Source organism: Streptomyces sp. NPDC048211, from assembly GCF_043202315.1.
Classification (GTDB): domain Bacteria; phylum Actinomycetota; class Actinomycetes; order Streptomycetales; family Streptomycetaceae; genus Streptomyces.
The window spans coordinates 57,617-79,838 of the sequence record NZ_JBIDAD010000013.1 but is presented as its reverse complement, the minus strand read 5'-3'; the positions used below and the strand labels follow the sequence as shown (position 1 = coordinate 79,838).

At 72.3% G+C, this 22,222-nt stretch carries 22 protein-coding genes; 10 read left to right on the top strand and 12 right to left on the bottom strand.

Going from position 1 to position 22,222, the window contains the following annotated elements; translation table 11 throughout:
• Positions 1 to 11: 11 nt before the first annotated feature.
• Positions 12 to 686 (bottom strand): rhomboid-like protein, encoded by a 675-nt coding sequence (locus ACGFZA_RS35090; RefSeq protein WP_385283613.1) that lies wholly within the window; start codon positions 684 to 686, stop codon positions 12 to 14.
• Positions 687 to 719: 33 nt separating this feature from the next.
• Between ACGFZA_RS35090 and ACGFZA_RS35085 the strand changes: the two genes are divergently transcribed.
• Together ACGFZA_RS35085 and ACGFZA_RS35080 are read left to right on the top strand one after the other, a co-directional pair.
• Positions 720 to 1,622 (top strand): aminoglycoside phosphotransferase family protein, encoded by a 903-nt coding sequence (locus ACGFZA_RS35085; protein WP_385283565.1) that lies wholly within the window; start codon positions 720 to 722, stop codon positions 1,620 to 1,622.
• Between the two features lie 31 nt (positions 1,623 to 1,653).
• Positions 1,654 to 2,127 carry a GNAT family N-acetyltransferase gene (locus ACGFZA_RS35080; RefSeq protein WP_385283562.1) on the top strand — a complete coding sequence of 158 codons (474 nt, stop codon included), beginning with the start codon at positions 1,654 to 1,656 and terminating at the stop codon, positions 2,125 to 2,127.
• Positions 2,128 to 2,136: 9 nt separating this feature from the next.
• On the opposite strand, the gene ACGFZA_RS35075 is transcribed toward ACGFZA_RS35080, so the two are convergent.
• Complete coding sequence (locus ACGFZA_RS35075; RefSeq protein ID WP_393684511.1) at positions 2,137 to 3,138, bottom strand: zinc-binding dehydrogenase; 1,002 nt, start codon at positions 3,136 to 3,138, stop codon at positions 2,137 to 2,139.
• 158 nt (positions 3,139 to 3,296) lie between these two features.
• On the opposite strand from ACGFZA_RS35075, the gene ACGFZA_RS35070 reads away from it, so the two are divergent.
• Complete coding sequence (locus ACGFZA_RS35070; protein ID WP_385283556.1) at positions 3,297 to 3,998, top strand: pentapeptide repeat-containing protein; 702 nt, start codon at positions 3,297 to 3,299, stop codon at positions 3,996 to 3,998.
• Between the two features lie 43 nt (positions 3,999 to 4,041).
• Here ACGFZA_RS35070 and ACGFZA_RS35065 read toward each other — a convergent pair whose 3' ends face one another.
• From ACGFZA_RS35065 to ACGFZA_RS35055, 3 genes are all read right to left on the bottom strand, one after another.
• On the bottom strand, positions 4,042 to 4,539 hold the full coding sequence (locus ACGFZA_RS35065; RefSeq protein WP_393684509.1) for a hypothetical protein: 498 nt from the start codon (positions 4,537 to 4,539) through the stop codon (positions 4,042 to 4,044).
• Between the two features lie 72 nt (positions 4,540 to 4,611).
• Positions 4,612 to 5,250 carry a response regulator gene (locus ACGFZA_RS35060; RefSeq protein WP_385283551.1) on the bottom strand — a complete coding sequence of 213 codons (639 nt, stop codon included), beginning with the start codon at positions 5,248 to 5,250 and terminating at the stop codon, positions 4,612 to 4,614.
• Positions 5,247 to 6,548, bottom strand: a complete 1,302-nt coding sequence (locus ACGFZA_RS35055) for a sensor histidine kinase (RefSeq protein ID WP_385283549.1) — start codon at positions 6,546 to 6,548, stop codon at positions 5,247 to 5,249. The genes ACGFZA_RS35060 and ACGFZA_RS35055 overlap by 4 nt, the downstream gene beginning before the upstream one ends.
• Before the next feature lie 170 nt (positions 6,549 to 6,718).
• Here ACGFZA_RS35055 and ACGFZA_RS35050 point away from each other — a divergent pair, with 170 nt between their 5' ends.
• From ACGFZA_RS35050 to ACGFZA_RS35035, 4 genes are all read left to right on the top strand, one after another.
• Complete coding sequence (locus ACGFZA_RS35050; RefSeq protein WP_393684506.1) at positions 6,719 to 7,276, top strand: heme-binding protein; 558 nt, start codon at positions 6,719 to 6,721, stop codon at positions 7,274 to 7,276.
• Positions 7,277 to 7,564: 288 nt separating this feature from the next.
• On the top strand, positions 7,565 to 8,176 hold the full coding sequence (locus ACGFZA_RS35045; protein WP_385283544.1) for an ankyrin repeat domain-containing protein: 612 nt from the start codon (positions 7,565 to 7,567) through the stop codon (positions 8,174 to 8,176).
• Positions 8,173 to 9,297, top strand: coding sequence for a YncE family protein (locus tag ACGFZA_RS35040; RefSeq protein ID WP_385283541.1), 1,125 nt, complete (start codon positions 8,173 to 8,175; stop codon positions 9,295 to 9,297). Before ACGFZA_RS35045 ends, ACGFZA_RS35040 begins: the two co-directional genes overlap by 4 nt.
• A 223-nt stretch (positions 9,298 to 9,520) precedes the next feature.
• Positions 9,521 to 10,894: a M1 family metallopeptidase gene (locus ACGFZA_RS35035; RefSeq protein WP_393684728.1), complete on the top strand. Its 1,374-nt coding sequence runs from the start codon at positions 9,521 to 9,523 to the stop codon at positions 10,892 to 10,894.
• A gap of 117 nt (positions 10,895 to 11,011) precedes the next feature.
• On the opposite strand, the gene ACGFZA_RS35030 is transcribed toward ACGFZA_RS35035, so the two are convergent.
• Positions 11,012 to 12,595: a M4 family metallopeptidase gene (locus ACGFZA_RS35030; protein ID WP_393684503.1), complete on the bottom strand. Its 1,584-nt coding sequence runs from the start codon at positions 12,593 to 12,595 to the stop codon at positions 11,012 to 11,014.
• 277 nt (positions 12,596 to 12,872) lie between these two features.
• Positions 12,873 to 13,448 (bottom strand): TerD family protein, encoded by a 576-nt coding sequence (locus ACGFZA_RS35025; RefSeq protein WP_328895462.1) that lies wholly within the window; start codon positions 13,446 to 13,448, stop codon positions 12,873 to 12,875.
• Between the two features lie 202 nt (positions 13,449 to 13,650).
• On the opposite strand from ACGFZA_RS35025, the gene arfB reads away from it, so the two are divergent.
• The gene (gene arfB / locus ACGFZA_RS35020) at positions 13,651 to 14,076 is read left to right on the top strand and encodes an alternative ribosome rescue aminoacyl-tRNA hydrolase ArfB (protein ID WP_326737765.1); all 426 of its coding nucleotides are present in this window, start codon (positions 13,651 to 13,653) and stop codon (positions 14,074 to 14,076) included.
• Positions 14,077 to 14,238: 162 nt separating this feature from the next.
• On the opposite strand, the gene ACGFZA_RS35015 is transcribed toward arfB, so the two are convergent.
• Complete coding sequence (locus ACGFZA_RS35015) at positions 14,239 to 14,745, bottom strand: flavin reductase family protein (RefSeq protein ID WP_385283530.1); 507 nt, start codon at positions 14,743 to 14,745, stop codon at positions 14,239 to 14,241.
• 372 nt (positions 14,746 to 15,117) lie between these two features.
• Between ACGFZA_RS35015 and cdgB the strand changes: the two genes are divergently transcribed.
• Both cdgB and ACGFZA_RS35005 read left to right on the top strand, forming a co-directional pair.
• Complete coding sequence (gene cdgB / locus ACGFZA_RS35010; protein WP_385283527.1) at positions 15,118 to 16,767, top strand: diguanylate cyclase CdgB; 1,650 nt, start codon at positions 15,118 to 15,120, stop codon at positions 16,765 to 16,767.
• Between the two features lie 164 nt (positions 16,768 to 16,931).
• Positions 16,932 to 17,948, top strand: a complete 1,017-nt coding sequence (locus tag ACGFZA_RS35005; protein ID WP_385283524.1) for a carbohydrate-binding protein — start codon at positions 16,932 to 16,934, stop codon at positions 17,946 to 17,948.
• A gap of 94 nt (positions 17,949 to 18,042) precedes the next feature.
• Here ACGFZA_RS35005 and ACGFZA_RS35000 read toward each other — a convergent pair whose 3' ends face one another.
• The 4 genes from ACGFZA_RS35000 to ACGFZA_RS34985 all read right to left on the bottom strand — a co-directional run bounded on the left by ACGFZA_RS35000 (position 18,043) and on the right by ACGFZA_RS34985 (position 22,222).
• A complete protein-coding gene (locus ACGFZA_RS35000) occupies positions 18,043 to 18,894 on the bottom strand; it encodes a ketose-bisphosphate aldolase (protein WP_393684499.1) in 852 nt (283 codons plus the stop codon).
• 137 nt (positions 18,895 to 19,031) lie between these two features.
• Positions 19,032 to 19,973, bottom strand: a complete 942-nt coding sequence (locus tag ACGFZA_RS34995) for a 1-phosphofructokinase family hexose kinase (protein ID WP_393684497.1) — start codon at positions 19,971 to 19,973, stop codon at positions 19,032 to 19,034.
• Positions 19,974 to 20,135: 162 nt separating this feature from the next.
• Positions 20,136 to 21,290, bottom strand: coding sequence for an N-acetylglucosamine-6-phosphate deacetylase (nagA, locus tag ACGFZA_RS34990; RefSeq protein WP_385283515.1), 1,155 nt, complete (start codon positions 21,288 to 21,290; stop codon positions 20,136 to 20,138).
• Positions 21,290 to 22,222: an ROK family protein gene (locus ACGFZA_RS34985; RefSeq protein ID WP_393684495.1), complete on the bottom strand. Its 933-nt coding sequence runs from the start codon at positions 22,220 to 22,222 to the stop codon at positions 21,290 to 21,292. The genes nagA and ACGFZA_RS34985 overlap by 1 nt, the downstream gene beginning before the upstream one ends.

Genomic DNA, 22,222 nt, shown 5'->3' with positions numbered 1-22,222 from the left:
GTGGCGGGACGTTACTGGGCGGGGGTGGGTTTCGTCTCGTGGCGGGTGCGGGTCAGTGGGTAGCAGGCGAGGCCGATCAGGGCGGCGGTGAAGTGGCCGACGTCGGTGAAGGTGGCGCCGGTGACGAGGGGGACGCCGTAGATGACGAGGACGGCGAAGAGGTAGACGTACCGCCAGGGGCGTGCGACGTAGTAGGTGAGGACGGCGACGACGCCGGCGAGCGCGTAACTGACGCCGACGTCGAGGGTGTTGACGGCGGTTGCGGGGGCGTGGCCGTGCCGGATGGCCCAGGCGAGGACGCCTTCGCTGACGAGGGTGGCGAGGACGTGCGCGGTGGCGGCGACGGTGAGCCAGCGCAGGGTGCCGAGGCGGCGTTCGGCGGGGGCGTGGAAGACGGTGTAGAGGACGGCGTAGGGGAGCCAGCGGCCGCTGTCGATCCAGAAGGCGCTGCTGATGAGGACGCGGACGGGGTTCCGGGAGAGTTCGTGGATGTTGGTGGACCGCTGGCGGAGGAAGTCCTCCTCGAAGGCGGGTGACATCTGGTGGACGATGACGGTGGTGACGAACAGGACGGTCAGCCAGACGTAGGTGCCGGGGGCGCTGCGGATCCATGAGCCGGCGCCGCGGATCCACGTGGCGGGCGCGGGGCGGGGCCGTGTGGGCGGGGCGGGGTGGCTCGGGGTCATAGCCGATTGACGCACGCTCCTAGGATCGGGGCCGTGATTGACATTCCGGATGCGCTGATCGCCACACAGTCCACGTACAACGGTGAGGCGGGGCGGGCGTTCGTCGCCGCGTTGCCGGGGATGGCGGCGGATTTCCTGGAGCGTTGGGGGCTGCGGCCGGACGGCGGTTCGTCGTACGGGGTGTGTGCGCTGGTTCTTCCGGTGGTGCGGGTGGCGGACGGGCGCCGGGCGGCGTTGAAGCTGCAGCCGGTGGACGAGGAGACGGCGGGGGAGCCGGTCGCGCTGCGGTTGTGGGGCGAGGCGTCGGCGGGTGCGGTGGAGCTGCTGGAGCACGACGCGGCGACGGGGACGATGTTGCTGGAGCGGTTGGAGGGGGACCGTGCGCTGTCGGGGGTGGCGGATGCGCGGGAGGCGGTGCGGGTGGTCGCGGAGCTGCTGGCGGGGCTGACGGCGGTGCGTGTTCCGGCGGGGGCGGGCCTGCGGGGGCTGGGTGACGTGGCGGCGCGGCTGGTGGGCACGGCGCCGGCGGTGGTGGAGCTGCTGGTGGACGAGGGGGAGCGGCGGTTGGTGGCGGACTGTGCGGCGGCGGTGCGGGAGGTGGCGGGGGAGCCGGGGGACCGGTTGCTGCACTGGGATCTGCACTTCGGGAACGTGCTGGCCGGGCGGGGCGGGCAGTGGGTGGCGATCGATCCGAAGCCGTTGGCGGGTGATGCGGGGTTCGAGCTGTTTCCGGCGCTGGTCGACCGGTTCGACGCGGCGGACGTGCCGGGGCGGTTCGATCTGCTGACGGGGGTGCTGGGGCTGGACCGGGGGCGGGCGCGGGCGTGGACGCTGGGGCGGGTGCTGCAGAACGCGTGCTGGGGCGCCGAGAGCGGTGAGCGGCGGCTGGTGCCGGAGCAGGCTGAGGTCGCGCGGCGGCTGCTGGGGCGGGTGTAGGGGCCGGTCCGGTGCTGTTTACGCTGCCCCCATGATTCGTACCGCTACCGCTGCCGACGTCCCCGCCATCCACGCGATGGTCCGTGAACTGGCCGATTACGAGAAGGCGCTGCACGAGGCGAGGGCCACCGAGGAGCAGTTGCACGAGGCGCTGTTCGGTGAGCGTCCTGCCGCGTACGCGCACATCGCCGTGTCCGACGAGGACGGCTCGATCGTCGGCTTCGCCCTGTGGTTCCTGAACTTCTCGACGTGGCGTGGGGTGCACGGCATCTATCTGGAGGATCTGTACGTGCGTCCCGAGCGGCGCGGCGGCGGGCACGGGAAGGCGCTGCTGACGGAGCTGGCGCGGATCTGTGTGGAGCGGGGTTACGAGCGCCTGGAGTGGTCGGTGCTGAACTGGAACGCCCCGTCCATCGCGTTCTACGAGTCGCTGGGTGCGCGGCCGCAGGACGAGTGGACGGTGTACCGGCTGACGGACGGGGCGTTGGCGGAGCTCGGGGGCTGACCTGCGGGGTCAGGGGATGAGGACGACCTTGCCGGTGGTGCCGCGGGTCTCCAGGGCGCGGTGGGCGGCGGCTGCTTCGGCGAGCGGGTAGCGCTGGACGGCGGGGCGCAGCCGTCCGGCGGCGGCTTCGGCGAGTGCGCGGGTTTCGAGGGCGCGCAGGCCGCCGCCCCGCCGGATCATGGCGGGCCCGAGGACGCTCTCGGAGGTGATGGCGCGTGCGGCGAGTTCCTCGGCGGTGAAGGTGAGCGGGCGGCCGTCGTGGAGTCCGCTGCCGGACCAGCCGTAGACGACGTGCTGTCCGCCCTTGCCGAGGAGGCCGACGGCGGCGCGGGCGGTGGTGGATCCGACGGAGTCGTACACGACGGTGGCGCTCCGGCCGGTGCCGTCGAGGTGGGTGCGGACGTGGCGCGGCCAGTCGGGGAGGGTGTAGTCGACGGCGAGGTCGGCGCCGTTGGCCCGGACGAGGGCGGTTTTGGCGGGTCCTCCGGCGAGTCCGATGACGGTGGCTCCGGCGTTCTTGGCGTACTGCACGAGCAGGGTGCCGATGCCGCCTGCGGCCGCGGTGACGAGGACGACGGAGTCCGGGCCGAGTGCGGTGAATCCGAGGATGCCGAGGGTGGTGCGGCCGGTGCCGATCATGGCGACGGCTTCGGCGTCGTCGAGGCCGTCGGGGACGGGGTGGAGCTTGTCGGCCTCGGTGACGGTGAGTTCGGCGTAGCCGCCGGGGACGTTGCCGATGTGGGCGACGACGCGCCGTCTGAGCCAGTCGGGGTCGGTGCCCTCGCCGAGTGACTCGACGAGGCCGGCGACTTCACGGCCGGGGACGGTGGGCAGCGGGGTGGGTGCGGGGTAGGGCCCGGTCATGCCTTCGCGCAGGGCGGTGTCGAGGAGGTGGACGCCGGCGGCGCGTACGGCGATGCGGACCTGGCCGGGGCCGGGCACGGGGTCGTCGGTGTGTTCGTAGGTGAGGTTCTCGGCGGGGCCGAAGGTGTGGAGGCGGACGGCGTGCATGGCGGGCTCCCCGGGGTGGGTCTCGGTGACTCCGCCACCCTCCTTCCTCAAGTGCGCTTGAGGTCAAGGGGAGGGGTGGACGCGCCGCGGCACTCGGTGGCGGGGGCCGGCGAGCGGCGTCGGCGGGCGTTGTCAGTGGGGTGCGTCACGATGGGGGCATGGTGCGCAGCAGCGGTAGGGGTGGCGGTACGGGCAGGGCCGGCAAGGGCGGTGTCGCCGAGGCGCGGCGGCCCGAGGTGCGGCTGCCGTCTCTGGTGGCGTACGAGGGCGGCGGGCTGGAGCCGGACGGGGACTACGACGGCGTGCGGTTCGACTCCGTCGACCTGGCGGACGAGTCGGGTCCGGGTGCGCGGTTCATGGACTGCGCTCTCGACGGCTGCGCCCTGGACCGTACGGAGCTGGTCAGGGCCCGGTTCATCGATTCGGTGCTGACGGGGGTACGGGGGGTGGGCACCGATCTCGCGGAGGTGTCGCTGCGCGACGTGGAGATCGTGGACGCGCGGCTGGGCGGGGTGCAGATGCACGGGGCCGTGCTGGAGCGGGTCCTGATCAAGGGCGGGAAGATCGACTACCTGAATCTGCGGAAGGCCCGTCTGAAGGACGTGGTGTTCGAGGGGTGCGTGCTGTCGGAGCCGGATTTCGGCGGTGCGCAGCTGACCCGGGTGGAGTTCCGGGAGTGTGTGCTGAAGCGGGCCGATTTCAGTGCGGTGCGGATGGAGTCGGTGGATCTGCGGACGGTCGCGGAGCTGGACATCGCGCGGGGCGTGGAGCGGCTGGCCGGTGCGGTGATCAGCCCGGCGCAGCTGATGGAGCTGGCTCCGGCGTTCGCGGCACAGATCGGGGTGCGGGTGGAGGTGTGACGGGGGTGGCGCGGGGCCGGGGTGCGCAGGGGACGGCGCCGGGTCAGAGGCGGGGGAAGCGGGCCTGGAGGTCCCAGACCGTGGGGTTGTCGGCGAGGCCTTCGTGCATGTCGGCGAGGTCGGCGATCAGATCGTGCAGGAAGTCGCGGGCCTCGCGGCGCAGCACGGAGTGGCTGAAGGTGAGCGGTGCTTCCTCGGCGGGCATCCAGTCGGCCTCGACGTCGACCCAGCCGAAGCGGCGCTCGAAGAGCATGCGGTCGGAGGACTCGGTGAAGTCGAGTTCGGCGAACTGGCGGCGGTGGGAGCGGTTGCCGCGGGGGTCCTGGTCGATCTGTTCGACGATGTCGCAGAGCGCCCAGGCGAAGTCGAGCACCGGCACCCATCCCCAGGCTGTGGATACTTCGCGGTCCTCCTTGGTGTCCGCGAGGTAGACGTCCCCGGAGAACAGATCGTGGCGCAGGGCGTGGACGTCCGCTCGGCGGTAGTCGGTCTGCGGGGGATCGGGGAAGCGTCGGGAGAGGGAGTAGCCGATGTCGAGCACGGTTCGATGGTGTCATGCCCGGCGTGTCGGTCCCGCATCAGCGGATGCGGGGGCACCGGTGCGGGGCGCTGTTCAGGGCAGGAGCCGCTGTTCCTTGGCCACGGCGACCGCCCCGGCGCGGGTGTCGACGCCGAGTTTGTCGTAGATGCGGCCCAGGTGGGTCTTGACGGTGGCCTCGCTGATGAACAGGGCGCGGGCGATGTCGCGGTTGCCCAGGCCCTGGGAGAGCTGGCCCAGGATGTCGCGTTCCCGGTCGGTGAGGGTGGGCCGCGGTGTGCGCATCCGGGCCATGACGCGGCTGGCGACGGGCGGGGACAGGGTGGTGCGCCCCTCGGCGGCTGAGCGGATCGCGGCGAAGAGTTCCTCGGGGCGTTCGGCCTTCAGCAGGTAGCCGGTGGCACCCGCCTCGATGGCACGGGTGATGTCGGCGTCGGTGTCGTACGTGGTGAGGACGAGGACGTGGGCGCCGTCGGTGCCGGCCACGATGCGGCGGGTCGCCTCCACGCCGTCGATGCCCTCGCCCAGCTGGAGGTCCATCAGGACGACGTCGGGGGCGAGCTTGGCGGCGAGGGCGACCGCCTCCTCGCCGCTGCCGGCTTCGCCGACGACCTCGATGTCGGGTTCGCTGCCCAGCAGCGCGAGGAGTCCGGCGCGTACGACGGCGTGGTCGTCGCAGAGCAGGATGCGGACGGTCGGGTGCGCGGCGGTCATGCGGGGTCCTGTGGGGTGAGGGGCCGGCCGGCCGCGTCGTCGAGGGGCACGGTGGCGGTCACCACGGTGCCCTCGCCGGGCGCGGACTCGATGGTCAGGGTGCCGCCGAGCTGCCGGAGCCGGGCGCGCATCGCGGGCAGTCCGTGGCCGCGCACTCCGTCGGGCGGCCCGGTTCCGGCGGCGGGGGTGAACCCGTGGCCGTTGTCGGCGATGTCGAGGACGGTCCGGTCGTCGAGGTGGGTGAGGGTCAGGGCGGCCTCGGTGGCGCCCGCGTGCTCGGTGACGTTGGCCAGGGCGCCCTGGGCGATCCGCAGCAGCGCGGACTGCACCCGGTCGGGAAGGCCGGAGTGCGGTGTGCCCTCGACATGGCAGCGGACGGTGAGCCGGCCCTCGGCCTGTGCGGTCTCCCGGGTGGCGAGGGCGTGCAGTGCCGCCTCCAGGCCGCCGCCCTCGGCGAGGTCGGCGGGGGCCAGGTCGTGGACGAAGCGGCGGGCCTCGGCGAGGTTGCGTTCCGCGATGCCGGTGGCGGTACGGACGTGGCGGCGGGCCGTCGCAGGGTCGGCGTCCCAGGTGCGGTCGGCGGCCTGGAGCAGCATCTGCTGGCTGGACAGGCCCTGGGCCAGGGTGTCGTGGATCTCCATGGAGAGCCGCTGGCGTTCGGCGAGGGTGCCCTCGCGCCGTTCGGTGGCGGCCAGCTCGCGGCGGGTGCGGAGCAGGTCGTCGATGAGCTCGCCCTGGCGTTCCGCCTGGCGCTGCATGTGGACGAACACGGCGGTCGCGACGGCGGCCACGGCGGGCGGGGCGAGGATCAGGTTGGGGTCGAAGCCCTCGGCCAGCCGCAGTTGCGCGGCGACGACGAACAGCGTCAGCAGCGCGACCAGGGCGAGCGCGGCCCGCGGCGGCAGGATGCGCAGCCCGGTGTAGAAGAGCGGGACCGCGCACCAGGCGAAGCTCGGCGCGAGGACGACGAGCACCATCCACACGGCGACGAGCGCCCCGAGCCAGACGAGGCTGCGCGGTGTCGGCCGCGAGCCGAGGACCGGGCCGAGCACGTAGAGGACGGCCAGGGCGACGGACAGGCCGATGATCCACGGCGTGCGGGTCTCCCCGGGGTGCCGCAGCAGGAACCGGGTCAGCGAGGCGCCCAGCAGCAGGAAGAACGCGGCGTGCATGAGCAGCGCCAGCGCGCGGGTGCCGGGGTCGGCGGCCTGGCGGGCGCCGCGTACCGACGGGCTTCGCCGCTCCACCTGCCCACCCCCTGCTCCCGTCCGTGGCCCGCTGCTGACCTGCGCGGACATTTCATCGTCACCCCGAAAGGCCACCCCCGCATCAACCGATCGGCCGATGGGGCCGTCCACCGTCCCGCGCGCGGCGTCGAGCCGGTACGACGACCGTACGGGCCCGGAACCGGCCCAACGATGGAACACAGAACGCAGAAGCCACGCACCACCCCGCTGAGGAGCCCACCATGAAGAAGATCTCGCTGCGCACCCGTGTCCTGACCGGTGCCGTCGCCGCCGCCGCTCTGGGAGCCGGCACCTTCGGCGCGATGTCCGCGAACGCCTCCGCGCCGGCCGCCGCGTCCGCCACCACCGTCAAGGCCGACACCGCGAACCGGAACCTCCAGCAGTCCACGCACCTGACCGTGGACGCCGCGTCGAAGGCCGCGCAGGCCGCCCTCGACGCGGCCGAGAAGGAGAACCAGCGCGTCGCCGTCGCCGTCGTCGACCGCAACGGCAACACGATCCTGACCCTGCGCGGCGACGGCGCCGGCCCGCAGGCCTACGAGTCGGCCGAGAAGAAGGCGTACACCGCCGTGTCCTGGAACGCCCCCACCTCCGAGCTGGCCAAGCGCCTCGCCCAGGCTCCGAACCTGAAGGACATCCCCGGCACCCTCTTCCTCGCGGGCGGCGCCCCGGTGCAGGTCAAGGGTGCTCCGGTGGCGGGCATCGGCGTGGCCGGCGCACCCAGCGGCGACCTCGACGAGAAGTTCGCCGCGGCCGGCGTCGCGGCCCTCGCCAAGTAGGCGGACTGACGCACGGTCGTGACCGCGCACGGGAGGACTCACGCACGGTCGTGACCGCGCATGGGCGGACTCACGCACGGCCGTGATCGTGCGCGGACGCACCCACGCACAGTCGTGACCGCGCAGGGGCGGAATTGCGCACGGTCGTGACCGCCCACGGGCGCACTCACGCATGATCGTGACCGCACCACCCACACACGGTCGTCACGCGCACAGATGCGCCACGCACGGTCGTCACCAGGCACGATCGTCACTATTCACGGTCGTTACCACCCACGGGAGACGGATATGAACGCCCTCGATCAGCAACTGCTCGACGCCGCACGCACCGGCGACACCGATTCCGTGCGGACCGCGGTCGAGGGCGGAGCCCGGGTGGACGTCCGCGACGGGGAGCTGCGCACCCCGCTGCTCCTGGCCGTCCACGGCGGCCATGTGGAGGCCGCCCGGCTGCTCGTCGACGCCGGCGCGGACCCCGACGCGCAGGACAGCCGGGAGGAGAGCCCCTGGCTGGCCACCGGGGTCACGGGCAGCGTCGCGATGCTGCACGTCCTGCTGCCGGCCGGGCCGGACCTGAAGCTCCGCAACCGCTTCGGCGGCATCGCGCTGATCCCGGCGAGCGAGCGGGGCCACGTCGCGTACGTCCGGGAGCTGCTCCGGGTCACCGACATCGACGTCGACCACGTCAACCGGCTGGGCTGGACGGCCCTGCTGGAGGCCGTGATCCTCGGCGACGGCGGCCGGGCGCACCAGGAGATCGTCGAACTGCTGCTGGCGGCCGGTGCGACGCCCGGTCTGCCGGACGGTGACGGCGTCACGGCCCTGGCGCACGCGGAACGCCGCGGCTTCGCGGAGATCGCGGCGCTCCTGCGGGACGCCGGTGACGGGAAGGCCCGGTGAGGGCCCGCCGCGCGGTGCTTGTGCCGGCGGCCGCGATCGTGCTCGCGGGCTGCGCCACGGAGGCCACGAGCCCGCCGGACGCACCGGCCGCGCAGGGCACGCCGACCGCACAATCCACGCCGACCGCGCGGGCCCCGGCCGGGAGGACCCCCGACGGCACGCTCCTCGTCGCCGACTTCGGCGGCGACACCGTGACGTTCGTCGACCCGGAACGCGGGGCGTTCGACCGGGTCGAGGTCGGCACCGCCCCGTACGGGCTGGTGGTCGGGGCGGACGGCCGGGCCTGGGTGGCGACCGCCGAGGGCGTCGCCGTCGTCGACACGAAGTCCCGCACCCGGCAGACCCGTATCCCGTACGAGACGGAGACCGGACCCGTCACCACCGGCGAGTACCGCGGCGGCGGCATGGGGATCGCGCTGGCCCCCGACGGCCGGCACGTCTACGTCGGCGTCAACGTCCCGGATGCCGAAGGGGCCCTTGAGGTGATCGACACCGAGACCCGCGAGGTCACGGGCACCGCCCCGGTCGGCCGCCGCCCCTTCGACGTGGACGTCTCGCCCGCCGGCGACGAGGTGTACGCCACCGGCCACGACTCCTTCGACGTGACGTCCGTCCGGACGGACACCTTGCGCACCCGGCGCATGGAGGTGGCTCCGTACGGCACGGAGGGCGGTCTCGGCTCCTGGCTGAAGCCGCACTACGCGGTCGTCCGGCCCGGGGACGGGAAGCTGCTGCTGCCCTTCGAGGGCGAGCGGCTGGCGGTGCTCGATCCGCGTACCGGCAAGGTGGCCGTCGAGCGGATGACGGCCGACACCCACCAGCACGGCGCGACGATGACGCCCGACGGCACGCTGCTCGTCGTCGGCACCGGCCCGATCGCAGCGGACGACGAGGACGCGTCCCTGACCGTCCGCAAGCCGGACGGCAGCGAGCGCGTGGTGGAACTGGACGGCCCGCACGAGGATGTGGCGGTGTCTCAGGACGGCCGCACGGCGTACGTCACCGGCGGCTTCACGCGGGACGGCTACTGGAACGGCATCACGGTCGTGGACCTCGCCGGGAGGGCTGCCCCGGTCCGGCTGCCGGCGGGTGAGCGGCCCCTGGGCATCGCGGTGCTCTGACGGCCGCGGAGAGTTACGGGGGCGGGCCGGGGCGGTCCGGTCGACCCCCGTACCCCGACATTCCACGCATAGGATCACCGGTGTGGATCACCGACCCCGGGCACGTCGCGCGGCAAGCGGCACAGCACACAGCGCGGCAAGCGGCCCGGCACGCACAGCAGACAGCGCGGCGAGCGGCACGGCACGCACACCCCGCAGGGCGGCCGGGCCCGCCGCCGCCCTGCTGCTCGCCCTCGCCGTTCTCGCCCCCGCCTGCACCGCCGGAACGGGCACGGTGGAGGGCGAGCCGGGCGCGTCCGGCGTGCGCGACCCGTACTTCCCGAAGCTCGGCAACGGCGGCTACGACGTGACGCACTACGGCCTCACGCTCGACGTCGACCCGGACGCGCAGACGCTGCGCGGGACCGCGGTGATCACCGCGCGGGCCACCCAGGACCTGAGTTCGTTCAACCTCGACCTCGCCGGTCTGACCGTGGACTCGGCGACCGTGGAGGGACGTCCGGCCGCCGTCAACCGGGCGGGCAACGAGCTGACGCTGCGTACGGACGCGAAGGTCGAGGACCGGCTCCACAAGGGCGAGACGTTCCGTACCGTCGTCCACTACTCGGGCTCCCCGAAGACCATCACCGATCCGGACGAGTCCGAGGAGGGCTGGCTGCCGACCGACGACGGCTCGCTCGCCCTCGGTGAGCCGACCGGGTCGATGGCCTGGTACCCGGGCAACCACCACCCGGGCGACAAGGCCTCGTACGACCTGGAGGTCACCGTCCCCAAGGGGCTGACGGCGGTCTCCAACGGAGTGCCGGCCGGCCGGCCGGTGACGGCCGGTGACCGCACCACGTACCGCTGGCACACCGCCGAACCGATGGCGAGTTACCTGGCGACCCTGGCCGTCGGCCGCTTCGAGACGAAGACGTCGACGATGGCGGGCGGCATCACGGTGTTCACGGCCGTGGACCCGGAGTCGGCGAAGGCGAGCGCGGCGACGGTGGCCCGGGTGCCCGAGGTCGTGAAGTGGGAGGCCGAGCACTTCGGCCCGTACCCGTTCTCCGCCACCGGCGCGATCGTGGACCGCAAGGGGGACGCGGGTTACGCGCTGGAGACGCAGAACCGGCCGTTCTTCCCCGGCCCGCCGAGCATCGGGCTGCTCGTCCACGAGATGGCGCACCAGTGGTTCGGCGACTCGGTCACCCCCGCCACCTGGCGCGACATGTGGCTGAACGAGGGCCTGGCGACGTACGCGGAGTGGCTGTGGGAGGAGGAGAAGGCGGACACCCCGGCCCAGGAGTCGTTCGACGAGGCGTACGAGAACGAGGACAACTGGGCGTTCCCGCCGGCCGATCCGCCGAGCGCGGCGGACATCTCGGCGCAGCCGGTGTACGGGCGCGGGGCCATGGTGATCCACAAGATCCGCGAGGCGGTCGCCGACGACGAGGAGTTCTTCGCGCTGCTCGCCGGCTGGACGAAGGCGCACCGGCACGGCAACGCCTCGACGGCGGACTTCACCGCGTACGTGGAGAAGAAGACGGGGAAGGACCTGTCGGACCTGTGGAAGGACTGGCTGTACGGGAAGGACCGCCCGGACGCGGACGGCTGACGGGGCGTGTCAGTCGCCGGGGACGGTGTCACGTCGACGCGGGCGGCCGACGGGGCGTACGGCAGGAGCCGGTCCGCCGCGGACGGCTGACCGGCTCCCGGGGCAACGAGGTGGGGACTAGCCCACGTTGACGCCGGCCCAGGCGGCGCTGACCGAGGCGAGCTCGGCGCTGTCCGCTCCGTACAGGTCGGTCGCCGCCTTCTCGGTCGCCTCACGGGCGGCCGCGTAGTCGGTGGTCGAGGTCATGTACTCGGAGAGGGCCTTGTACCAGATCTGGACGGCCTTGTCCCGGCCGATGCCGGTGACGGTGGAGCCGTCGGAGGTGGGGGAGTCGTAGTCGACGCCGTTGATGGTCTTCGCGCCGCTGCCCTCGGCCAGCAGGTAGAAGAAGTGGTTGGCGACACCGGAGGAGTAGTGGACGTCGAGGTCGCCGACGCCGCTGGACCAGGCGTCGGCCGAGCCGCCGTCCTTGCTGGGCTTGTCCATGTAGCGCAGCGGGGTGCCGTCGCCGTTGATGTCGATCTTCTCGCCGATGAGGTAGTCGCCGACGTCCGTGGCGTTGTCGGCGAAGAACTCCACCGAGGTGCCGAAGATGTCGCTGGTGGCCTCGTTGAGACCGCCGGACTCGCCGGCGTAGTCGAGGTTGGCCGTGGAGGCGGTCAGGCCGTGGCTCATCTCGTGGCCGGCGACGTCGAGGCCGGTGAGGGCGCTCTTGTTGTCGGCGCCGTCGCCGTACGTCATGCAGAAGCAGCTGTCGTCCCAGAACGCGTTGACGTACGCGTCGCCGTAGTGGACGCGGGAGTAGGCGGCCTTGCCGTCACCGGCGATGCCGTCGCGGCCGAGCGCCGACTTGTAGAAGTCCCAGGTCTGCGCGGCGCCGTAGTGGGCGTCGACCGCGGCGGTCTGGCGGTCGTTGCCGGTGCCGTCGCCCCACGTGTCGTCGTCGTCGGTGACCAGGTCACCGGTGCCGCTCTCGCCCTGGTTCAGGTCGTACGTCTTGTGGCCGCCGCGGTCGCCGTCGGTCAGCTCGAAGCCGGAGCCGGACGCGGTGGTGGTCAGGTCGACCTTGCCGCTGTACTGGCTGTTGCCGATGCCGGCGGTCTCGATCTCCTCGTAGCTCCGGAGCACCTTGCCGGTGGTGGCGTCGGTGATGACGCGCTTGCGGCTCGGGGTGCCGTCCTTCTGCACGCCGGTCCTCACGGATTCGAGGGCGAGGACGGGCTTGGAGCCGCCCGCCCAGATCACCTTGCGGGCGCTCGCCACGGTCTTGATCTTCGCCGTCGTCGACGGCACGGATATCTTCGCCTTCGTCGCCTTGGTGACGCTCTTGAGCTTGCCGTTGCTCGCGGTGTGGGTGACGAGGTCGCCGCCGAGGACGGGCAGCCCGGCGTAGGTGCGCTCGTAGCGGGTGTGGACCGTGCCGTTGGCGTCCTTGATCACGTCACGGACGATCAGTTTCTCCTGGCTGCCGAGGCCCAGGGTGTCGGCGGCCGAAGAGGCTTCGGTCTGGGCCGACTTGATGGCGGACGTCCGTGCGGAGGCGCTGCTGAAGGCGGGCGAGGTGGTGCGGGGAGAAGCGGAGGGACCGTCACCGGGGGTGTTCGGGTTGGCGCTCGCCGCACCGGTCTGCACTCCGACGACGACCATCGCGGCCACGGCGGCCAGGGCTGCGGCGCGACGGGTGTTCATGTGGGGGGTCATGTGCTCTCCGTTGCTCGTTCCGTGGGGGGTTACGAGCGGAGAGCGTGCCACCGAATGACCACCTTTGACGGTGTACCAACAATTACCTCACAATTCTTTGACCAGTTCTTGTCCGACTGGGATGCGGCTGTGTCCGCTATCCGGCGGACTTCCTTCGATTGGACAACACCGCGTGTTGGTCCCGCCGTTGGGTTCGGTCAGTGGTACGGGCGCACGCCGAAGCCCCCGACCGCAGGACGTTCGGCCGGGGGCTTCGGTGAAGCGGAGGTACGGAGCGTCAGAGGTTGACGCCGAAGTCCTGCGCGATGCCGCGCAGGCCCGAGGCGTAGCCCTGGCCGACGGCGCGGAACTTCCACTCGGCGCCGTTGCGGTACAGCTCGCCGAAGACCATGGCGGTCTCGGTGGCGGCGTCCTCGCTCAGGTCGTAGCGCGCGATCTCGGCGCCGCCGGCCTGGTTGAGGATGCGGATGTAGGCGTTCCGCACCTGGCCGAAGTTCTGGCTGCGGGTCTCGGCGTCGTAGATCGACACCGGGAAGACGATCTTGTCGATGTCGGCCGGCAGGCCCGCCAGGTTGACGTTGATCTGCTCGTCGTCGCCCTCGCCCTCACCCGTGACGTTGTCACCGGTGTGCACGATGGTCTGGTCCGGCGTCGCCTTGTTGTTGAAGAAGACGAAGTGCCCGTCGGAGAAGACCTTCCCCGCGGCGTTGACCGCGATCGCGGAGGCGTCGAGGTCGAAGTCGGTGCCGGTGGTGGTACGGACGTCCCAGCCGAGGCCGACCGTGACGGCGGTGAGGCCGGGGGCCTCCTTGGTGAGGGAGACGTTGCCGCCCTTGGACAGGCTTACTGCCATGGGGAGTCCCTTTCATCTGTCGTGTGCGGGCTTCGTGCCATCACGAAGCTACCGTCACAGGTCATAACGCAGGCAGGGGACCGGGAGGTTCCTTCCGCCTTTACTTTCTTTACCGAACTGATGACGGGGTGCGGGCAGACGGGGGAAGGCGGGCGGCAAAAGAAGGTGACGAACCCCCTGTGGGGCGGGGAACATGGGTGTCATGTCCGGGCCCTATGTCATCCGCGGTGCGGTCTCCCTGCCGGAGGCCGAGCTCATGTGGCGTTTCTCGCGGTCCTCCGGGCCCGGCGGGCAGCACGTCAACACCAGCGACTCCCAGGTGGAGCTGCGCTTCGACCTCGCGGCCACCGAGTCGCTGCCCGAGGTGTGGAAGGAGCGCGCGCTGGAACGGCTGGCGAGCAGGCTGGTCAACGGCGTCGTGTCGGTCCGCTCCTCGGAGCACCGTTCGCAGTGGCGCAACCGCGAGACCGCCGCCGTGCGGCTCACCGCCCTGCTGGCCGAGGCCACGGCGCCACCGCCCAAGCCGCGCGTGAAGCGCAAGATCCCGCGCGGGATCAACGAACGCAGGCTGCGCGAGAAGAAGCAGCGCGGCGACACCAAGCGCGGCCGCTCCGGCCGCGACTGGTAGCCACGCCCGACGGGCTGCGGCCCCCGTCCGCCGCCGGCCACTCCCGGACGGCGGCGTCGGCCCGGCTGCGGGTAGCGCCTGCGGAACCGCGTCGGCCCGGCTGCGGGTAGCGCCTGCGGAACCGCGTCGGCCCGGCTGCGGGTAGCGCCTGCGGAACTGCCGTCAGCCCAGCTGCCGGTAACGCCCGCGGAAGTACGTCAGCGGGCTGCCGTCCCCGCTCGGCAGCTGCGCCCCGAGCACCCGGCCGATCACCAGCGTGTGGTCCCCCGCGGTGATCCGCTGCTCGGTGCGGCACTCCAGGGTCGCGAGTGCGCCCCCGACCAGGGGTGCGCTCGTGACCTCTCCCCGTACATAGGGGATGTCCTCGAAGAGCAGCCGGTCGCTGATCCGGCCCTTCATGGCGAACCGCCCCGCGATGTGCCGCTGGCTCTCCGACAGTACGGAGACGGCCCACAGCGGCTGTTCCGCCAGCAGGTCGTCCATCCGGGAGTCGTTGCGCAGGCTCACCATGACCAGCGGCGGATCGAGTGAGACGGACATGAAGGCGGTCGCGGTCATGCCCACGTCCTCGCCGCGCCCGTGCTCGTCGAGCGGGGGCTCCTGTGCGGTGATCAGGACCACTCCGGCTGCCAGCCGGGCGAGGGCGCCGCGGAACTCGTCGTTGCTCACCCCCTCAGCATGGGGGACGGCTTCGGTACGCGGGGCGGGAGGCTTCGTCTGCAACACACCGGGAACGCTAGCCGCGTACGGTGGGCCCCCGCATCGGGCCAGGGGACCAGCCAGGTCCTAGGACCAGCCCGTCGCGGGTCCGTGGCGGAGGGGTTTGCGTTTTGCGTTCAAGAAGAGGACGGACCACTGAACGGTGACACGTGGGACCCTTCACCATCTGTTGTGACTTGAGTCACAGAGCGCAATATTTGTTGACCCTGTGTACCGGGTGCACAGCTCACTGTGATTCAGTGGCCGTGACACTGCAGTAAGTACGTCTAGTGCGTCGATATGAAATCTGGAGTGCTGTCGAGGTCTCGGGGAGAGCGAGCGATGGAGGCCGAGTCGGAGCCGTACGTCCGTCTTGCGACGATGCGGCAGCTGCACCAGGCCGTGGCCGATCTCAATACGGCGCGGAGCCTGGCCGACACTCTGCAGACCGTCGCCGACGGAATCGTCGCCGGTCTCGGTTACGAGCTTGCCTGCGTCAACCTCGTGCGTCCCGACGGTGACCTCGTCGTCGCCGCCTTCGCCGGCAACAACGCCGCCGAGGCTCTGATCACCGGCCGCGTCGGCTCCCGTACCTCCTGGGAACGCCGGCTGGCCATGGGTGAAATATGGGATGAACTCCGCTTCATACCCCATACCGACGGCTGGGTGCTCCTCGACGACGACGTTCCCCAGTGGCACACCGAGGGCCCCGAGCCGCGCTTCGAGGACGAGTGGCACCCGCAGGACCGGCTCTACGCCCCGATGTACGCCTCCGGTGGAGGTCTGGACCTCCTCGGCGTCATATCCGTCGACCGCCCCCGCAACGGCCGCCGGCCCGGCGCCTGGGGGCGCGAGGCGCTCCAGATGTACGCGTCCCAGTCGGCCATTGCGATCAGTAACGCCAGGCTCCGAGCAAACATGCAGCGCGCCCTGGTCCGCCTGGAGCGGGAGCAGCAGGCGCTGCGGGCCAGCGAGGAGTCCTTCCGCCAGGCCTTCGAGTACGCCCCCAGCGGCATGGCCATCGCGGAGATGGGTGGCGACCAGCACGGCAGGCTGCTGCGCACCAACGACGCCCTGTGCCGGCTCCTGGGCAGGCCCGCCTCGGTACTGCGCCGCTACTCCTTCGCCGACCTGGTCCACCCCGAGGACATCGGCACCCTGCTCCGCACCTCCGCCGAGGGCGGCCGCGCCGAGCTGCGGCTGGGCCGCCGGGACGGCACCTACCTCTGGGTCTCGCTGCGCAACTCCGTCGTCGCGGACACCGCGGACGGGCCGCGCTTCCTCCTCACGCACGTCGAGGACATAGAGGAGCGCAAGCGCCACGAGCTGAACCTCGCGCACCGCGCCTCGCACGACGCCCTGACCGGGCTGCCCAACAGCGCGGAGCTGCGGGCCCGGCTCAGTGCCCGGCTGTGCGAGCGTCCGCACGCGATGGTGTCCACCGACGTGGAGGCGCTGGACGCGGCGTACGGCGACGTCGACGAGACGCGGGCGCCCGGCTTCCCCGCCGACGGGTTCGACGCCGGGCGCGGGGTGGGCCCGTACGACCACCATGTGCATTCCGTCGCACCGGACACGGCGAAGGACGACGGGGCGAAGGGGCTCGCGGTCCTCTTCTGCGACCTGGACGGCTTCAAGTCGATCAACGACCGTTTCGGTCATCACACGGGTGACGCGGTTCTCATCGAGGTCGCCCGCCGGCTCACCACGTGCGTCCGCGACGGGGACACCGTCGCCCGGCTCGGGGGTGACGAATTCGTCGTTCTCGCGGACGGGCTGGGGGCCGCGGACGCCGCGGACCTGGCCGTACGCCTGCGTAACGCCATCATTCCGCCCATTCGGGTCGACGGCCGGGCGGTGCGGGTCGGGGCGAGTTTCGGCATCGGATGGGCGGCGTGCGGCATGACGGCCGAAGAGGTGCTGCGCTCCGCCGACCAGCGGATGTACGTCGAGAAGCGGTCGCGTTCGAAGGTTCACCGCCGCGCCGGCTGACGTTCGCGGGCCCGTGGTCCGGCGGGTGCGCCGTGTACCCCACCCCGGTTCCCGCCCCACCTCCGGCAATTCTTGGTGGGGGCCGTTCGGGGTAGGCTCGGCCGGTCGGCGACGGCTGGCGATATTCGGCGACGGCTGGCGACATGGTGAGGAGTGACCCAGGGATGGCCGGGAACAACGGCGCGAGCACACCCGAGGACGACGATCCGTTCGGCTACCTCTACGAGGACGGTCAGGCAGCCGGCGCGCAGCCGCCGGGACAGGGCGGCTACGGCTACCCGGGTCCCGCCGCGCAGCCGGGCGTGCCGCGGACCTCGTACAACCAGGTGCGGACCGTCGGCGAGCGCCAGTACGGGCAGGTGCCGCCCCAGCAGGCCTACGGGCAGACCCAGGCGCCCTACGGCCAGCAGAACGGGCAGTACGGCCAGCAGAACGCCCAGTACGGCCAGCCGAACGCGCAGTACGCGGCCCCGGAGACGTACCCCGGTGGCACCGCCACCGCTCAGGTGCCGCACCAGGGCGGCCGCGGCAGTGGCGGTGGCTCCGGTTCCGGCAGGGGTGGTCCGAACACCAAGGGTCTGCTGATCGGGGCGCTCGCGGTGGTCGCCGTCGTGCTGATCGGCATCGGTGTCGCGCTCATGACGGACGACGACGGCAAGGACAAGAAGAAGGACGAGGCCACGTCCTCCGCCGGTCCGGCCGGCGAGGTCGAGCAGTCGCCGACCCCGCAGCAGTCCCAGACGTCCGAGGCCCCCGTCGAGCTCCCGAAGCAGGACGCGGCGTCGTTGAAGCTCGGCGGCGACGCGGGGCTCGACAACTCCGTCAAGGGCGCCAAGAGCAGCAACGGGCAGTACATCAACCTCAACGCGGTCGGCCGGTCCGCGACCTGGTCCGTCGAGGTGCCGGAGGCCGGCGAGTACACGCTGTTCGTGACGTACGGCGTGCCGGGCAAGGACGCCAAGACGTCCCTCACGGTGAACGCCGAGGCCCCGCGCTCCATCAACATGACGAACTTCGCCAACGCCCCCGAGGGCGATCTGGAGAAGGGGTGGACGACGACGTACGCCTACGTCAACCTCACCAAGGGGCCGAACACCCTGATGATCTCGTGCAACGAGGGCGACCAGTGCGATGCCAACCTGGACCAGCTCTCGCTGAAGGCCGGTCACCAGAAGCGCTGAGCCCCGTCCCGCCCGAACGTGTTCCGGCCCCCTCGCCCCGCGGCGAGGGGGCCGGCCCGTTTCCTGCCGCGGACCCGCGGCGGGACGAAGGCCCTCAGCCCATCAGCGCCAGGAAGCCGGCCACCGTCGCGGCCATCGCCTCGCGGCCAGGGGCGATGTACTTGCGCGGGTCCACGCCCGTGGTGTGCTCGGCCAGGTGGGCGCGTACGGCTCCGGTGAACGCGGTGTTCAGCGCCGTGCCCACGTTGATCTTGACCATGCCGGAGGCCGCGACGGCCTGGCGGATCTCCTCGTCGGGGACGCCGCTGGAGCCGTGCAGGACCAGCGGGACGGGGACGGCGTCGCGGAGCCGGCCGATCAGCTCGTGGTCCAGGGCGGCGGTGCGCTCGGTCATGGCGTGCGAGGAGCCGACGGCGACGGCCAGGGCGTCGACGCCGGTGGCGCTCACGTACGCGGCCGCCTCGGCCGGGTCGGTGCGCACCCCGGGGGCGTGGGCGTCGAGCGGTGCCTCGCCCTCCTTGCCGCCGACCTTGCCGAGTTCGGCCTCGATCCAGATGCCGCGCGCGTGGCCCCAGGCGACCGCTGCGGCGGTGGCCCGTACGTTCTCCTCGTATCCCAGCTTGGAGGCGTCGAACATCACCGAGCCGAAGCCCTCGTCGTGTGCCTGGTGCAGCAGCTCCACGGACTCGACGTGGTCGAGGTGGAGGGCGAGCGGGGCGCCGGAGGTGCGGGCGACGGCCGCGGCGGCCGCGGCGACGGGGGCGAGCCGGCCGCCGTGGAACTTCACGGCGTTCTCGGAGATCTGGAGGATGGCGGGGGCGCCGGCGCGCTCGGCACCGGCGGCGATCGCCTCGGCGTGCTCCAGCGTGATGACGTTGAAGGCGGCGATTCCACGTCCCTGGGCCTGGGCGGCGGAGACGAGTTCACCGGTGCTGACGAGCGGCATGCTGACCTCTGTTGTTTCCCCGGGCCCGCGGGAGGGGCCCGGTGGGGACGCGGCGCTGAGGCCGCCGGTGCGTTGTTCCTCGACACCGGTGCGGCGCTGAGGCCGCCGGTGCGTGTTCCTCGGTACCGGTGGGGCGTTCAGGCCGCCGGTGCGTGTTCCTCGATGCCGACGCGCGGCAGCAGCTCCTCGTACGCCGCGCGGTCGAAGTCACCGGCCGTGGGGGAGAGCACGGTCGCCGTCGACAGTGCCACCGCCCGGCGCAGCCGGTCCGGCCACTTCAGGCCCTCCACGAGTCCGGACAGCAGTCCGGCCACCGCGGAGTCGCCGGCGCCGGTGGGATTGCCCTTCACGGGGGCGGGCGGGGATGCCTGCCAGTTGCCGTCGGGGGTGACCGCGAGCATGCCGTCGGGCCCCAGTGAGGCGATCACCCCGTGCGCGCCCCGGCGGCGGGCGTCGCGGGCGCCGCGCAGGGGTTCGCGGGAGCCGGTGAGCTGGGCGAGCTCGTCGGCGTTCGGCTTGATCAGGTCGGGGCGGGCGGCGATGCCGCGGCGCAGCGGTTCGCCACTGGTGTCCAGGAGGACGGGGACGCCGGCGCTGCGGGCGAGGCGGACCAGTTCGGCGTAGGCGCCGACGTGGATGCCGGGGGGCAGGCTGCCGCACAGCGCGACGGCGTCGGCCGCGCCGAGCAGTTCCCCGTACGCGCCGAGGAAGGCGGTCCACTCGTCGGCGGTGACGTGCGGTCCGGCCTCGTTGAACTGGGTGGTGTCCCCGGTGGTCCGGTCGGCGACGGCCAGCGTGCGGCGGGTGTTGCCGGCCACGGGCACGAGCGCGTCGGTGACGGCGGCGGGGCCGGCGGGAAGCGCGGCGAGCAGCTCGCGGAGCACGGCTCCGGTGGTGCCTCCGGCGAAGCCTGTGACGACGCTCTCATGGCCGAGGGCGGCGAGGACGCGGGCGACGTTGATGCCCTTGCCGCCGGGGCGCTCGGAGAGGTCGGTGACGCGGTGGCTGGAGTGCGGTACGAGTGCCGGTACGCCGTAGGTCAGGTCGAGTGCCGTGTTCAGCGTGACCGTGAGGATCACTTCGGCCGCCCCCTCGATCGGTGCGGAGCGCGGATCCCTTGCCGGAACGCGCTTTCCTGTCTGGTTCCTACGCGATCATGTCAAAGAGGAGGGCGGTCGGCCCAGATCCCCGGGCCAACCGCTGTCTCTTCGTTACGTAGGCGGGCGCGGCCCGCGCGGTGATCAGCCGGCCTGCGGCCGGATGATCCACTCGCCCTTGCGCATGACGCCCTTGAGCCGGAAGTCCTCGTCCAGCACGACGAGGTCGGCGTCCTTTCCGGGCTCCAGCGAGCCGACCCGGTCGTAGACCCCGAGGAGCCGGGCCGGGTTGGCGGAGATGGACTGCACCACGTCGCCGACCGGGATCCGGTCGATGGTGACGGCCCGGTGGAAAGCGGTGTCCAGGGTGAGGGTGGAGCCCGCGATGGAGCCGCCCTCGACGAGCCGGGCGACGCCGTCCTTGACCTCGACGGCGAGCGGGCCGAGCTGGTACTGGCCGTCGCCGAAGCCGGCCGCGTCCATGGCGTCGGTGATCAGCGCGACGCGGTGGGCGCCCGCGTGGTGGTAGGCGAGCTCCAGGGCGGCCGGGTGCAGATGCGTACCGTCGTTGATGAGCTCGACGGTGATCCGCTCGTCCTCCAGGAGGGCGGCGATGGGGCCGGGAGCGCGGTGGCCGATGCCCGGCATCGCGTTGTAGAGGTGCGTCGCGACGGTGGCGCCGGCGTCGATCGCCTCGACGGTCTGCTCGTACGTGGCGTCGGTGTGGCCGATCGCGGCGATGACGCCGTGTTCGGCGAGCAGCCGTACGGAGTCGATGCCGCCGGGCAGCTCCGTGGCGAGCGTGAACATCTTCGCGGTGCCGCGTGCCGCGTCCATCAGCTTGCGGACCTCGGCCGGGTCGGGGTCGCGCAGCAGCGCCTCGCTGTGCGCGCCCTTGCGGCACGGGGAGATGAAGGGGCCCTCGAAGTGGATGCCGGCCAGGTCGCCCTGTTCGACCAGTTCGGAGAGGATGCCGGCCCGCTCGGCGAGGAAGTCCATCTCCCCGGTGACGGTGGAGGCGACCAGGGTGGTGGTGCCGTGCTCGCGGTGGGTGCGGACGCCGGTGAGGACGTCCTCCACGGTGCCGGAGGTGAAGGAACCGCCGCCGCCGCCGTGGTTGTGCATGTCCACGAAGCCGGGAACGATCCAGTGGCCGGACAGGTCGACGGTCCGGGCGTCCTCCGCCGAACTGCCGGCGATGCGGGTGCCCTCGACGATCACCCGGCCGTTCTCGACGGTTCCGGTGGGGAGCACCACCCGGGCACCTGCGAGAACAGTGCTGTCTGCGCGTCCGGCCATCAGGCGGATACCTCCGTGGAGAGAAGATCCCAGGCGAGCAGCCCTGCGCCCAGGCATCCGGCGGTGTCCCCGAGGGCCGCCGGGACGATGTGGGGCAGCTTCTGGAACGTGACGCGTTCCTCGACGGCCGCACGGAGTGGTGTGAACAAGGTTTCCCCCGCCTCGGCGAGACCGCCACCGATGATGATCGTGCGGGGGTCCAGCAGGGTGAGCGCGGTGACCAGTCCGGCGGAGAGCGCGTCGACGGCGTCGAGCCATACCTCGACGGCCTTCGGGTCGCCCGATTCGACGGCCTTGGCGCAGTCGGCTGCGTCGGCCTCCGGGTCGCCCGAGGCGGCGGCCCAGGCCCGGCTGACGGCGGCCGCGGAGGCCAGCGTCTCCAGGCAGCCGCGCTGGCCGCAGGGGCAGTCCGGGCCGTCCGGCCGGACCACGATGTGGCCGATCTCGCCCGCGTAGCCGTGGGCGCCCGCCTCGATGGTGCCCGCGATGCCGATGGCGCCGGCGATCCCGGTGCCCAGCGGCACGAAGAAGAAGCGGTCGGCGCCCTTGCCCGCACCGATCCGGCCCTCGGCGAGGCCGCCGGTCCTGACGTCGTGGCCGAGGGCCACGGGTACGCCGCCGAGCCGTTCGCCGAGCAGCCGGCGCATGGGTACGTCGCGCCAGCCCAGGTTCGCCGCGTAGACGGCGACCCCCTTGTCGGCGTCGACGATGCCGGGCACCGCGACGCCGGCCGCGAGGGCGCTCTCGCCGAAGTGCTCCTCGCCGTACGCGCGCAGATCCGCCGCGAAGGCGAGGACCGACTCCACGACGGCGTCGGCGCCGCGCTCTCTGCCGGTCGCGCGTCGCGCCTCGTAGAGCAGGGCGCCATCGGCCCCGACCAGTGCGGCCTTCATTCCGGTGCCGCCCACATCGAGGGCGATGACGTGTTTCAC